Here is a 13,232-nt window from a genome sequence, read left to right on the forward strand (position 1 = left end):
AGATAAATTATGCATAAGACGACGCTTGAACAATGGTCTTTACTGGCGAAAGTGGTCGAGGCGGGCAGCTTTGCCCGAGCGGCGGAAGAAACGCACCGCAGCCAGTCTTCGGTGAGCTATAACCTGTCGCTGCTGCAGGAGCGGCTGGGCGTGGCGCTCCTGGTGCCGGAAGGACGACGGGCGGTGTTAACGCCGGCAGGAGAACTGCTACTCAACCAGGTTAAACCGCTGCTGAAAGCCTTTTCGTACGTTGAGACGCGCGCAGCGACCCTTCGCAACGGAATGCGCACGCGGCTGGATCTGGTGGTGGATTCCATTTTCCCGCGCCGCCGCCTGTTCGCTATTCTACGTGAGTTCCAGCAGCAGTATCCGCAGACCCAGGTCCGTCTGACCGAGGTGCTGGAAAATACCCGCGCCGATGCCATTAACGACGAAGCCGATGTGATGGTCTTAACCCGCCGCCAGGACATTACCGGGCTCGGCGAATGGCTGATGAATATCGACTTTGTTGCCGTGGCCCATCATCAGCATCCTCTCTTTGACCTCGACGCACCTCTTAACGACGACATGCTACGCCCGTGGCCGCTTATCCAGATTGCGGACAGCCAGCCCGCCGCGCGCGCGGCCAGTGAGTCGTGGACATTTTCCACCATCGATGCCGCCATAGAGGCCGTGGTCTCTCAGGTCGGCTACGGCTGGCTGCCAGAGGAACGCATCCAGACCCAGCTGGATCAGGGCGTGCTGAAACGCCTGCCGCTGAGCCACGGCGCACGCAGAGCAACGCCGCTACACCTGATTGTAAAGCGCTCTCTCGCCCCGCTTGATGAACAGGTTGAGACGCTATTGCGCCTTTTTAGCCAGGAGCCACCATCCTCACCTGCTACGCTTTAAGGTCCGAACGTTAAAACGATAAGGAGCAGATGATGAAAATCGACTTTGCGGGGAAAGTGGCGCTGGTAACCGCCTCAACCGGCGGGATCGGATTCGCCATTGCCAGAGGTCTGGCAGAAAGCGGTGCGGAAGTGATCGTCAATGGCCGGAGCATGGAATCGGTGAATAGAGGCATTCAGCAGCTGCAGCAGGTAGTGCCAGGCGTACAGGTGCGCGCCGCGATTGCCGATCTCAGCACGGCGGAAGGGGTGGAATCGCTTCTGAAGGTGGCGAATAACGTCGATATTCTGGTCAACAACGCCGGGATTTACGGCCCTCAGGATTTTTATGCCACCGACGATGAGACCTGGGAGCGTTACTGGCAGACCAACGTGATGTCCGGCGTACGCTTGTCCCGCGCCCTGCTGCCGGGCATGGTGCAGAAAGGCTGGGGACGCGTGGTGTTTATCTCGTCCGAGTCGGCCTGCAATATTCCGGCAGATATGATCCACTACGGCGTGACCAAAACGGCGCAGCTCTCGCTGGCGCGCGGGCTGGCGAAGTTCGTGGCGGGAAGCGGCGTGACGGTCAACAGCGTCTTGCCGGGGCCAACGATGTCGGACGGTTTCGCAGAGATGATGAAAGATGAAATCGAAAAAACCGGCAAATCGCTGGAGCAGCTGGCGAAAGAGTTTGTGATGGCCAACCGCCCCAGCTCGGTTATCCAGCGCGCTGCCACGGTTGAAGAGGTGGCCAATATGGTGATTTATGTCTGTTCGACCCAGGCCTCCGCCACCTCGGGCGCGGCGCTGCGCGTCGACGGTGGCGTCGTGGATGACATCATCTGATGCTGTCAGGCCGCGCTGCCTGCGACCCGACGAGCGGTAATATAGTGTGCTTGCCAGTAATCATCCGTCAGGGTTGAAACCGTTACGCCCTGGCTGCTTGAGGCGTGAATAAACTGGCTGTCGCCAATATAAACACCAACGTGCTTGCGGTTCGGACCCGTCTGGAAGAATACCAGGTCTCCGGGCCTCAGGCGGTATTGCGCCACCTGCACGCCGCGATGGATTTGCTCGTGCGTCGTGCGGGGTAAATTCAGGTGTGCCGCATCGCTGAACAGATGCTGCATCAGCGCGGAACAATCCACCCCGCGATGCGTGGTTCCGCCCCACCGGTACTGGGTGCCTTTCCATTTCTGGTATTGATCGAGAATACGCGAGCGCAGCGGGCCTGTTTCCTGATGCACCAGCGCAGATTTCGCCGGTGAAACTGCCAGCTCACTGTTCATCGAGACCATCGACGCTGGAAGTTGAAAGCTAAACGCAGAAAACGAAGCAAAACTTAACGTGAGGATTGAAATAAGCGATCTAAGAGTCATATCAAGAAAGAAGTAGTGAGTGAGTTTTTCCTTACCTGTGGGGTTCAATGGGTTCCCCTAAATATCTTGCGATGTGGCGATAATATAGACAGGTCGTTTTTTCGCCAATCCTTATCGAGGCCAAAAATAGACTGACTTTGAGATCGCAAGATCGAGAAAAAAATGTTGGGGATATAAGGACTGTCCTGCTAAAGCAGGTAAACTGATCCGCAGAATGTGTATTTCAGCTAAGACGTATTTATGACCAATATGATTGCCGACGAGACGGTGGCAAAATCTAACGTGCTCTCTGTCTTTGACTTTGACGGGACGTTAACGCACCACGACAGCTTTATTCCTTTCCTGCGTTTTGCCTTCGGTAAACGTTACTTCGCGGGCCGCCTGGTGCGTATGGCGCTGCCCACGCTCCACTGCGTGCGTCGCAAGCTGACGCGCGATGAGCTGAAGGAAGTGCTGATTAAAACGTTCCTGACGGGCGTGGATGAACACTGGTTGCGCCAGCAGGCGGAAGCGTTTTGCGAAAAATACTGGAACAAGCTGATGCGTCCCGAAGGGGTTCTGGCGGTGGCGGCTGAGGTGAATTCCGGTGCGGAAGTGACCATCTGTTCCGCATCCCCGGCGCTGGTGCTCCAGCCGTGGGCTGACAAACTGGGCATTAAGCTGATTGGCACGCAGCTGGAAGTGAAAGACGGCAAGCTGACGGGACGCATCACGGGCAATAACTGCCGCTGCGCCCAGAAGGTGGCCAGGCTGGAAAAAGTGTATGGCGATCTCAACGCCTATCACCTGCGCGCCTGGGGTGACACCCGCGGCGACCACGAGCTGCTGGCGGCGGCGCAGGATCCGCACTGGCGGCACTTCCATCACCCGCGCAAGCGTCGGAATTCACCGATTAAGGGTTAGGTGCGGTCTGGTGCCCTCACCCCGGCCCTCTCCCACAGGGAGAGGGAGAAAAACGATGCATCAGGCCTCACGTTTTCCCGGGAACATCACGCTCGCAATAATTCCCAGCGCCAGCACGCCCAATACCACAAACAGGCTGGCCGTTGCGCCAATGCTGTAACCGTGATGCCAGAAGTGATCGGTGGCATTTAACCCCAACTTGAACGCCACGAAGAACAGCAGAAGCACCACCGCCTTCTCGAGATGCACCAGATACTGCTTCAGCGCTTCCAGCACGAAGTAAAGCGTACGCAGGCCAAGAATGGCGAACATCATGGCGCTGTAAATAATCAGCGGTTCGCGGCTCACGGCAATAATGGCCGGCACGGAGTCAAACGCGAACATCACGTCAGAGAGTTCGACGACGGCCACGCAAAGTAATAGCGGCGTCGCATAGCGCTTCGCCTTCTTCACGCGTCCGACCATCACGTCCTGGTTTTCCGGCTTTTCAAGCTCCGCATCCACCTCTTTCTGCGTCAGAATAAAGGCATTGCTGCTGATTTTTGGCCAGACCGGATAGAAGCGCTTCACCAGACGATAGGCGAGATGACCCGAGTAATCTTCCACTTCGTCACTCTCTTCATTGCGTCGGAGCATCATCACCGCCGTCCAGCCGACGACCAGCGCGAAAATAACCTCAACGTACGGCCCAAGGCTTAGCAGGCTGGTCCCGATAGCCACAAAGATGCCGCGGAAGACAATTGCCCCCAGCACGCCCCAGTAGAGCACGCGGTGACGGTACTTATCCGGCACGCCGAACCAGGCGAAGATCGCCATCATCACGAACAGGTTATCGACGGAAAGCACCTCTTCCAGCGCGTAGCCGGTGAGGAACAGGCTCGCCATCTCGGCGCCGTGGTGAACGTACAGGAACCCGGCGAAGGCCATCGCCATCATGACCCAGAAAACGGACCACATCGCCGCGCTTTTCAGCGAGATCGGTTTATCGTGACGGTGCATAAAGAGGTCGATAAACATCGCCCCAACGGCCATCACCACAAAGACAACAACGGTTTCAGTCGGGAAACCGAGATGAGCAGCAGACATACAAAACCCTTTTGGCAGACAAAACACAACACCATGCAAACTGGCGTAAACCAGGAACAGAAAAGGGTGGGCTGTTAATCAGCCTTTTCACCCTCAAAGCCGCAGCCCTGTCGGCTACGTAAAGAGGGGTGTACTTTACCTTACCAGGCGGGGATCGCGCATCTGCCGTTTAGGCGCTCATTCCGCGCAAGCGCTGCAGCACCGCCACCAGAACCGCTACAGACCAGCCCACCATCAACGCGCCCACCAGCCCCTCCACCCCGCCGATGAGCCGCCAGTGCTGGGGTAACGTGACGTCGCCGTAACCTACCGTCGCATAGCTCACCAGTGAAAAGTAGAAGCTGGTGTTCCAGTCATTAAACGCGTCGATGACAAAATAAAACGCCGCAAACAGTCCGGCCTCAAGGAGATGGGAGAAGATCATGGAGATCACGATACCGACATTGCGTAAAACAATGCGTACCGCAGAATCGACGTCTAATTTAATGAATTTTAAAACGCCAAACATCCACAGCGAATGAATCACCACGGTTAGGGTAAGCAAAATAATAATACTGAGTAGCTGCATGATGCGTGCTCTGACCAAAGGGAGTATGGCCCCGCGAGCGCGGCGGGGCATCTGGTCGAAGCTTAGTTGAATGGAGAGAAAAAGTTGGTGCAATAATTGCGTTGCGTGATTATTCCTCTACCGGCACGACCAGCTTGCGGCTGGTTAGCAGCTGAAAACGCTATATCCGCAGCGCACTATCTGTGAGTCACCTCTTATTTACATCATTTAAACCTTCCATTAACTGGATAAAAATAACGCGCCGTCGCTATAGTGGTTTTGTTTAATAAAACCAAGTTGTACCTAATAAAACCAAGAACACACCCTGCGAGGATACAATGACAGAACATTTACGTAACGGCGCGACCGCCACCGAGGACATAGAAAGAGAGACGATGCGGAAGGTGATCTGGCGTATTCTCCCGTTTCTGATTGTCAGTTACCTGGTCTCCATTATCGATCGCGGGAATATCGGCATGGCTTCGCTGCAGATGAATGAGGACCTTGGCCTCAGCAAAGCGGCGTTTGGCTTCGCCAGCAGCCTTTACTTCGTGGCCTATTTTTTGTTTGAGGTACCCAGTAATCTGGCCATGCAGAAAGTCGGCGCCCGGCTGTGGATCCCGCGCATTATGATCAGCTGGGGCATCGTCTCCATGGGCATGGCGCTGGTTCAAAACACCACGTCGCTCTATATCGTCCGTTTTCTTCTCGGGGCAGCGGAAGCAGGCTTCTTCCCAGGCGTCGTGCTTTATCTGACCTGGTGGATCCCTTCCCGCTACCGCGCGCGCATTATTGCGTCCTTTATGGTCGCCATCCCGCTCGCTAACTTCATCGGTTCCCCGCTTTCAGGATTGATACTGTCGCTGGATGGCTGGCTGGGTCTTCGCGGCTGGCATCTGCTGTTCATCATTGAAGGCTTACCTGCGGTGCTGCTGGGTATTGCGGCCTGGTTTATTCTCCGGGATCGCCCTCATCAGGCGAAATGGCTGAGCAATGAACAGAAAAAGTGGCTGGAAACCACGCTGGAAACCGAGCGGAGCCAGCAAAAGAACATTGGGCATCAGACGACGTGGCAGTTGCTGAAGCATCGCCAAATCTGGCTGATGGCGCTGATTTACGCGGGCGCATCGTCCGCGGGCACCACCATCAGCGTCTGGTCTCCTCAACTGCTGAAATCCTTCCATCTCGATAATCTTGAGACAGGTCTGCTTAACGCCATTCCTTACGGCCTGGCATCGGTTCTGATGATTGTCTGGGGACGACATTCCGATCGCACCAACGAACGCCGCTGGCATACCGCGCTGACGCTGTTCATGATTGCTGCGGGCGTGTTCTCTGCCTTTGTAAGCGTCTCGCTCTTTGCCACTATCGTGATCCTGAGCATTATCCTGACGGGTGCGTATTCTATGAAAGGACCTTTCTGGGCGCTGGCATCCGGCTGGATGAGCAGCTCCTCGGCAGCGGCGGGGCTGGCCGCGATTGGCGCCATCGCGAACCTGATTGGCGGGGCGGTAATGGTAAATGCATACGGCATGATCAGCGAGAGAACGGGCAGCTACACGCTGGCTATGCTTCCGCTAGCCGCGCTTTGCCTGGCCGGGGGTATCGCGGTGCTCATTATGGGACGGCAGGCCCGCAACGCTCAGCTACACGAAAAACAGGTCACACATTAGTGATGACAGAAGCGGGACAAATGTCCCGCTTCTGCGTTTAAAGATTTTCTTCCGCCGCGTCGCTCGTTTCACCAAAGAACTGCTGACAGAAGGGCTTACTGGCTCCCATTTTCTGCGACAGACGGCTGGCCGCCGCCTTCATCAATGGCCCTATCTCCTTCTCACGACGATCTTCCGTCAGCCGTGAGATGGGGCCGGTCAGGGCTAACGCCGCAACCAGCTTGTCGTGAACGCCGAAGACGGGCATCGCAAACGCCGCAGTGTGGGGATCGCGTGCGCCTGACGTATAGAAAGGGAGTTCTGCTTCTCCCTCCGGCAGGCTTTCATTGAGCCCCCAATGGCGCAAGACCTTACTAATGGCCGAATTATCGAGCGGGAACTGGCTGCCGGGAAGATTGCTGTGTCGCAGGCCGTGCGACGCTTCCGCGCGAAACAGGCAAAGGCGCTGCCCACCCTCCAGCACATACCAGCTGGCACTCTCCTGAGACGCCAGGGAGAGCGCCTGAAGCTCTGGCTGAACCACCCGCGAAAGATGGAAAGATTGTTCATACAGCTTGCCGAGGTAAAGCAGACGTGGGCCAAGCGCATAATTGCCGTCTTCATGCCTGACGACGTAATTCATCCGTTCAAGAGAATTCATCAGGCGGTAAACCGTGGTTTTGTGATAACCCGACAGCTGTGCCAGCGCGGTCAGCGTCAGGCTCTCATCTCCAGGACGGAAGCAATCCAGTAAAGCCAGCGCTTTTTCAACCGCTACAACGCCTTCATTCCCCATCATTATCTCCTTGTTAGCCCGGCAGTGAGTGTACCTCAATTTTGTGAGTCACTTCGTGTTTACATCACAAACGCCACCTCGGGTCTGGCTAAAAGGAAAGCAACACCGCTATAGTTGTTTTGTTCTGTACACCTGCATTGTACTCAGTAAAACAATATGGAGGCATTCATGTCCGTTTCTGAAAAAAAACCGATTAATCGCCAGTTCGAACGCGTTTCTGCCGAGGATGTTCGTCGGGCAGCCGAGTATCAGGCAGCCATTCTGGCCGACGTGGCCGGTCGCCGCGGTACGCTTCATGGCCGCATCAAACCGCTGGCCCCACACATGTCCGTTGCGGGTCCAGCCATCACCGTGGAAGTCCGTCCGGGGGATAATCTGGCGATTCATGCCGCGATGGCGGTTGCGCAGCCCGGCGACGTCCTGGTCGTCGATGGCAAAGGCGACCTGAGCTGCGCGCTGCTGGGCGAAATCATGGCTACTCAGGCTCAGGCAAGCGGCATTGCGGGCATCATTATTGACGGCGCTGTACGTGACGCCGATTCTCTGAGCAAAGGCCACTACCCTGTCTTTTCTGCCGGCCTGAACCCCTGCGGCCCGACAAAGTTAATTTCTGGCCGGGTTAATCATCCCATTTCAGTCGCCGGGGCGACGGTTCAGGCCGGGGATCTGGTTGTGGCGGATATCGACGGCGTGGTCGTCATCCCGCGCGATGAGGTTCAGCAAGTTATCGCGCTGGCAAAAGAAAAGCTGGAGACGGAGACCCGGCGTCTTGCCGCCATCCGTGAAGGCGATTTGCGTCCACACTGGCTTGATGACGCGCTTCGTAAGGCCGGTATGTTGACCGACGGGGAGACGCTGTGATGGGGGGCAAAGACGTAGTTCTGGTTACCGGAAGCGACCTGGCGGAGCAGGCCATGGTGATGCTGCAGGGCTTTGAGGTGGTGTTTGCGGGCCACCAGCCGACAGAAGATGACCTGAGCGCGCTGTGTGAACGACACAATCCCGTGGCGATTCTGGTACGTTACGGCAGGATCACCGCGAAGGTTATGGATGCCGCCCCGGCTCTGCAGGTTATTTCCAAGCACGGAAGCGGGATCGATGTGATAGACCAGACGGCAGCGGCCGAACGCAATATCGCCGTCCGCGCGGCCCCAGGCGCAAACGCGGCAGCAGTGGCTGAACATACCTGGGCGCTGATCCTCGCCTGCGCAAAGTCAGTGGTGCCTCTGGACAAGCGGCTGCGGGACGGGCACTGGGATAAGGCGACGCATAAATCCATTGAGCTGGAGGGCTTAACGCTGGGGCTAATCGGGTTGGGCGCTATCGGCTCGCGCGTGGCGACTATTGGTCACGCCTTCGGCATGAAGGTGCTGGCTTACGATCCCTATGCTAAGTCCATGCCTGCCCTGTGCGAACGCGCAGAGACGCTGACCGGACTTCTTTCCCGTTCCGATGTCATCTCTTTGCACTGTCCTCTGACCGATGAGAATCGGGAGATGATCAATAGCGAGACGCTCGCACACTGCAAGCGGAACGCCATTCTGGTCAATACGGCACGCGGCGGACTGATCCACAGTGAATCGTTACTGGCGGCGCTCCGGGATGGCACGCTGCACAGCGCAGCGCTGGACAGCTTTCCCCACGAGCCGCTGACCGCGCCACATCTCTGGCAGTCCGTAGAAAACGTGGTTATTTCACCGCATATTGGCGGCGTTACCGCAGCGTCATACATCAAGATGGGGACCGTGGCCGCGAGCAATATTCTGGCCGTGATGGACGTCACCACCGTCAGCCCGTAAAGCCAACCGCGACGAGTGGCAGCGCGCTTATGTCACTTGTCTTCTGCCAGCGCCTGAGCACACGCCCAGGCACTTGCCCATGCCCACTGGAAGTTGTACCCGCCGAGCCAGCCGGTCACGTCCATCACTTCGCCAATAAAATAGAGCCCCGGCACGTTGCGCGCTTCCATGGTGCGGGAAGAGAGCTCATTCGTGTCGACCCCGCCCAGCGTAACTTCCGCGGTGCGGTAGCCCTCAGTCCCGTTTGGCTGCACCCGCCAGTTTGTCAGGGTCTCCACCAGAATCTCCTGCTCGCGGCTGTTAAGCTGCTTGAGCGACACGTCGGGGATCTGCCCCAGCACCTGCAAAGATTCCACCAGACGTTTTGGCAGCTGCATTGCCAGCGTGTTTTTCAGGTTCTGGTTCGGGTGTGCGGTACGCTGCTCATTAAGGAACGCGTCTAGATCGCAATCGGGGAGCAGGTTAACCGTGACAAACTCCCCCGGCTGCCAGTAGCTGGAAATTTGCAGTACCGCCGGGCCGGAGAGGCCGCGATGGGTAAAGAGCAGGTTTTCGCGGAACACCGTCCCGTCTTCGGCGGTAATGACGGAGGGAACAGACACGCCGGACAGCGTCTGAAGCTGCTCGAGAAGCGGTTTATGCAGCGTGAACGGCACCAGCCCGGCGCGCGTGGGCAAGACCTTCAGGCCAAACTGTTCGGCAATCTTATAGCCGAACGGGGAAGCGCCCAGCCCCGGCATGGACAGGCCGCCGCTGGCAATCACCAGATTATCGGCGCTGACGGTTTCGCCGTTGAGCTGCAGCATGTAGCCCTGGTCGTCGCGGGAAACCTCCAGCACCTCGGTGCGCAGGCGCATGACCACGCCGCCCTTCTCGCACTCGGCCACCAGCATATCGACAATCTGCTGCGCGGAGTCGTCGCAGAACAGCTGTCCCAGCGTTTTTTCATGCCATGCGATACCGTGCTTACCGACCAGGTCGATAAAGTCCCACTGGGTATAACGCGCCAGCGCAGATTTACAAAAATGACGGTTTTGGCTCAAATAGGCCGCGGGTTCAACATATAGATTAGTAAAGTTGCAGCGCCCGCCGCCGGACATCAGGATCTTACGGCCTGGCTTTTTACCGTTATCCAGCAGCAGCACGCGACGACCCGCCTGTCCGGCCATTGCCGCACAAAACATACCCGCCGCACCGGCGCCAATTACCACGGCATCAAACCTTTCCACGTCAAAACCCTCTTTGTTAACTGCCGCGGATTGTAAAGTTTCCTATGTGGTCACACCAGCGTAAAAAGATATTACAAAGGCATTTCATTGAAATTTAAAGAATATCCTTTCTGGCCCTTTTCTCAAATCAGGTGGTATGTCAAAAAAAGTCTATATTTCACTTTGCCCGCCGCGCATTTGTCCTGGATAATGCGCCGCGTTCATGTCCTCAAAATGGCGTAACGTCCTATGCTACATTTGTTTGCCGGCCTGGATTTACATACCGGGCTTTTATTATTGCTTGCTCTGGTTTTTGTACTGTTTTACGAAGCGATCAACGGCTTCCACGACACTGCAAACGCAGTAGCGACGGTTATCTACACTCGCGCAATGCGATCGCAGCTTGCGGTTGTTATGGCGGCAGTATTTAACTTTTTTGGTGTCCTCCTGGGCGGGCTGAGCGTTGCGTATGCGATTGTGCATATGCTGCCAACGGATCTGCTGCTTAACGTTAGTTCTGGCCATGGCCTCGCTATGGTGTTCTCAATGCTGCTTGCTGCAATTATCTGGAACCTCGGTACCTGGTATTTCGGCCTGCCTGCATCCAGTTCTCACACCCTCATCGGCGCGATTATCGGTATCGGGTTAACCAATGCCCTCATGACCGGTACCTCGGTTGTTGATGCGTTAAATATCCCGAAAGTACTGGGGATCTTTGCCTCTCTCATCGTCTCCCCTATCGTGGGTCTGGTGGTGGCGGGCGGGCTGATCTTCATCCTGCGTCGTTACTGGAGCAATACCAAAAAACGCTCCCGTATTCACCTGACGCCAGCAGAGCGTGAAAAGAAAGACGGCAAGAAAAAGCCGCCATTCTGGACGCGTATTGCCCTGATCATTTCCGCTATCGGCGTGGCCTTCTCACACGGCGCGAACGATGGTCAGAAAGGCATTGGTCTGGTGATGCTGGTACTGATTGGCGTTGCACCGGCAGGATTCGTGGTCAACATGAATGCCTCCGGCTACGAAATCACCCGTACCCGTGATGCGGTAAACAACGTTGAAACCTATTTCCAGCAGCACCCTGAGCTGCTGAAAAAAGCGACCGGCGTTGACCAGCTGATCCCTTCTCCGGAAGCCGGTGCCACGACTGCACCTGGCGAGTTCCACTGCCATCCGGCAAACGCGATTAACGCGCTGGAACGTGCCAAAGGGATGCTGGGCAATATCGAAAGTTATGACAAACTGACCGTTGAGCAGCGTGGTCAGCTGCGTCGCATTATGCTGTGCATCTCTGATGTGACGGATAAAGTGGCGAAGCTGCCTGGCGTGAATGTTGACGACCAGCGTCTGCTGAAGAAACTGAAAGGCGATATGCTCAACACCATTGAGTACGCGCCAATCTGGATCATCATGGCCGTCGCGCTGGCGCTCGGTATCGGTACGATGATTGGCTGGCGTCGTGTGGCGACCACCATCGGCGAGAAGATCGGTAAGAAAGGCATGACCTATGCGCAGGGTATGTCCGCGCAGATGACGGCGGCAGTGTCTATCGGTCTGGCGAGTTACACCGGTATGCCGGTATCCACCACCCACGTACTCTCCTCGTCCGTGGCAGGTACCATGATTGTTGACGGTGGCGGCCTGCAGCGCAAAACCGTGACCAACATTCTGATGGCCTGGGTGTTCACCCTTCCGGCATCCATCCTGCTCTCTGGCGGGCTGTACTGGATTTCGCTGAAGCTGATTTAATCGGTTGAAGGCGACAAAAAAGCGGGTCAGGAAACTGACCCGCTTTTTTTTATGCTCAGTGCCAAATCATCAATGCAATCATGCTGACGACGACCAGGCCACACAGGGCACTGGTCAAAATGAACTGACGACGCAGGCGCTCGCAGCGACGGATAAATTCTTCATCGTGATGATCGCGGTAGCGCTGGTAGTAGATGTATCCCACCAGACGCATCTGTTTGCTGGGCTGTCCATGCGAGGTGAAGAACCCTCCACCGTCCACATACTGATAAAGCAACGGATCGCAACCACGAAGTACCACTAACAGCGCACGTAACGATGAGAAGTAGCGCGCCATATTCACTATGCAAACCACGCATAACGCCCAAAACAATGCGACGGTGCTAATCATACATCCTCCCCGGCGTCCGCCCACGAAGCAAGGCTTCTGAGCTACCGCACCCCAATGCCCTGACAGACAGTTCAGTGAAAGAATGACCAAAAGTCGATCCGGTTCGCGTTTTAATATCCGAACGGCTCATTTAATAGTGTAGGAGATCCGTTAATTTTTTTGCCACAAGGTTAATCGTTATCAACACCAAAGCTTGAAAAATATGTTTAACTGGGCCGTAATGAAAGCATCAGACGACGGCTTTCCTATTTAGTCATCGATAACTTAAGGAAGGAGTAACACTATGGCTTACAAACACATTCTCATCGCGGTAGACCTCTCTCCGGAGAGCAAAGTGCTGGTTGATAAAGCGGTATCCATGGCACGTCCCTACAACGCGAAAGTTTCGCTGATTCACGTTGATGTGAATTACTCCGACCTCTACACCGGTCTGATCGACGTCAATTTAGGCGACATGCAGAAGCGTATCTCCGAAGAGACGCACCACGCCCTGAGCGAACTCTCCACCAACGCGGGCTATCCGATTACCGAAACCCTGAGCGGCAGCGGCGACCTGGGCCAGGTATTGGTTGATGCGATCAAGAAATACGACATGGACCTGGTGGTGTGCGGTCACCATCAGGACTTCTGGAGCAAGCTGATGTCTTCCGCTCGCCAGCTGATTAATACCGTTCACGTGGATATGCTGATTGTTCCGCTGCGTGACGAAGAAGACGAGTAAGCGCAAAAAAGCCCGGTGGCGCTAACGCTTAACGGGCCTACAAGGTAAAAGCAAAACGGCAACATAGTTGCCGTTTTTAGTGTTTGTTCCCTCTCCCTGTGGGAGAGGGTTAGGGTGAGGGCATCAGCC

The 13,232-nt window shown here is 56.0% G+C and carries 14 protein-coding genes; 8 read left to right on the plus strand and 6 right to left on the minus strand.

The genetic code is table 11. The annotated features are described in order from the left end of the window. Nucleotides 1–9 precede the first annotated feature (9 nt). Both USH94_RS16775 and USH94_RS16780 read left to right on the plus strand, forming a co-directional pair. The gene (locus tag USH94_RS16775) at nucleotides 10–891 is read left to right on the plus strand and encodes a LysR family transcriptional regulator (protein WP_111963724.1); all 882 of its coding nucleotides are present in this window, start codon (nucleotides 10–12) and stop codon (nucleotides 889–891) included. A gap of 32 nt (nucleotides 892–923) precedes the next feature. Continuing rightward, a complete protein-coding gene (locus USH94_RS16780; protein WP_111963723.1) occupies nucleotides 924–1,718 on the plus strand; it encodes an SDR family NAD(P)-dependent oxidoreductase in 795 nt (264 codons plus the stop codon). A gap of 5 nt (nucleotides 1,719–1,723) precedes the next feature. Here the strand turns inward: USH94_RS16780 and USH94_RS16785 are convergent, their stop codons facing one another. Further along, nucleotides 1,724–2,251, minus strand: coding sequence for an NlpC/P60 family protein (locus USH94_RS16785; protein ID WP_111963722.1), 528 nt, complete (start codon nucleotides 2,249–2,251; stop codon nucleotides 1,724–1,726). A gap of 240 nt (nucleotides 2,252–2,491) precedes the next feature. Between USH94_RS16785 and USH94_RS16790 the strand changes: the two genes are divergently transcribed. Then, nucleotides 2,492–3,154 carry an HAD family hydrolase gene (locus USH94_RS16790; protein WP_111963721.1) on the plus strand — a complete coding sequence of 221 codons (663 nt, stop codon included), beginning with the start codon at nucleotides 2,492–2,494 and terminating at the stop codon, nucleotides 3,152–3,154. Nucleotides 3,155–3,214: 60 nt separating this feature from the next. On the opposite strand, the gene USH94_RS16795 is transcribed toward USH94_RS16790, so the two are convergent. Both USH94_RS16795 and USH94_RS16800 read right to left on the minus strand, forming a co-directional pair. Next, nucleotides 3,215–4,240 carry a TerC/Alx family metal homeostasis membrane protein gene (locus tag USH94_RS16795; RefSeq protein WP_023309545.1) on the minus strand — a complete coding sequence of 342 codons (1,026 nt, stop codon included), beginning with the start codon at nucleotides 4,238–4,240 and terminating at the stop codon, nucleotides 3,215–3,217. 169 nt (nucleotides 4,241–4,409) lie between these two features. Beyond that, nucleotides 4,410–4,808, minus strand: coding sequence for a potassium channel family protein (locus USH94_RS16800; RefSeq protein ID WP_111963720.1), 399 nt, complete (start codon nucleotides 4,806–4,808; stop codon nucleotides 4,410–4,412). Nucleotides 4,809–5,125: 317 nt separating this feature from the next. Between USH94_RS16800 and USH94_RS16805 the strand changes: the two genes are divergently transcribed. Next, nucleotides 5,126–6,460 (plus strand): MFS transporter, encoded by a 1,335-nt coding sequence (locus USH94_RS16805; RefSeq protein ID WP_111963719.1) that lies wholly within the window; start codon nucleotides 5,126–5,128, stop codon nucleotides 6,458–6,460. Between the two features lie 37 nt (nucleotides 6,461–6,497). On the opposite strand, the gene USH94_RS16810 is transcribed toward USH94_RS16805, so the two are convergent. Continuing rightward, nucleotides 6,498–7,235, minus strand: coding sequence for an IclR family transcriptional regulator (locus USH94_RS16810; RefSeq protein ID WP_111963718.1), 738 nt, complete (start codon nucleotides 7,233–7,235; stop codon nucleotides 6,498–6,500). A 168-nt stretch (nucleotides 7,236–7,403) separates the two neighbouring features. Here USH94_RS16810 and USH94_RS16815 point away from each other — a divergent pair, with 168 nt between their 5' ends. Together USH94_RS16815 and USH94_RS16820 are read left to right on the plus strand one after the other, a co-directional pair. Then, nucleotides 7,404–8,096, plus strand: coding sequence for an RraA family protein (locus USH94_RS16815; RefSeq protein WP_111963717.1), 693 nt, complete (start codon nucleotides 7,404–7,406; stop codon nucleotides 8,094–8,096). Further along, nucleotides 8,096–9,034 (plus strand): NAD(P)-dependent oxidoreductase, encoded by a 939-nt coding sequence (locus USH94_RS16820; protein ID WP_111963716.1) that lies wholly within the window; start codon nucleotides 8,096–8,098, stop codon nucleotides 9,032–9,034. Before USH94_RS16815 ends, USH94_RS16820 begins: the two co-directional genes overlap by 1 nt. A gap of 32 nt (nucleotides 9,035–9,066) precedes the next feature. Here the strand turns inward: USH94_RS16820 and USH94_RS16825 are convergent, their stop codons facing one another. Next, nucleotides 9,067–10,263: an NAD(P)/FAD-dependent oxidoreductase gene (locus USH94_RS16825; protein ID WP_111963715.1), complete on the minus strand. Its 1,197-nt coding sequence runs from the start codon at nucleotides 10,261–10,263 to the stop codon at nucleotides 9,067–9,069. 228 nt (nucleotides 10,264–10,491) lie between these two features. On the opposite strand from USH94_RS16825, the gene pitA reads away from it, so the two are divergent. After that, nucleotides 10,492–11,991 (plus strand): inorganic phosphate transporter PitA, encoded by a 1,500-nt coding sequence (pitA, locus tag USH94_RS16830; RefSeq protein ID WP_111963714.1) that lies wholly within the window; start codon nucleotides 10,492–10,494, stop codon nucleotides 11,989–11,991. Nucleotides 11,992–12,046: 55 nt separating this feature from the next. On the opposite strand, the gene uspB is transcribed toward pitA, so the two are convergent. Continuing rightward, nucleotides 12,047–12,382: a universal stress protein UspB gene (gene uspB, locus USH94_RS16835; RefSeq protein ID WP_003861224.1), complete on the minus strand. Its 336-nt coding sequence runs from the start codon at nucleotides 12,380–12,382 to the stop codon at nucleotides 12,047–12,049. A gap of 283 nt (nucleotides 12,383–12,665) precedes the next feature. Between uspB and uspA the strand changes: the two genes are divergently transcribed. Next, complete coding sequence (gene uspA, locus USH94_RS16840; protein ID WP_003861223.1) at nucleotides 12,666–13,103, plus strand: universal stress protein UspA; 438 nt, start codon at nucleotides 12,666–12,668, stop codon at nucleotides 13,101–13,103. Nucleotides 13,104–13,232: the final 129 nt, after the last annotated feature.

This window comes from Enterobacter sp. 148H3, assembly GCF_034107425.1.
Lineage (GTDB): Bacteria > Pseudomonadota > Gammaproteobacteria > Enterobacterales > Enterobacteriaceae > Enterobacter > Enterobacter vonholyi.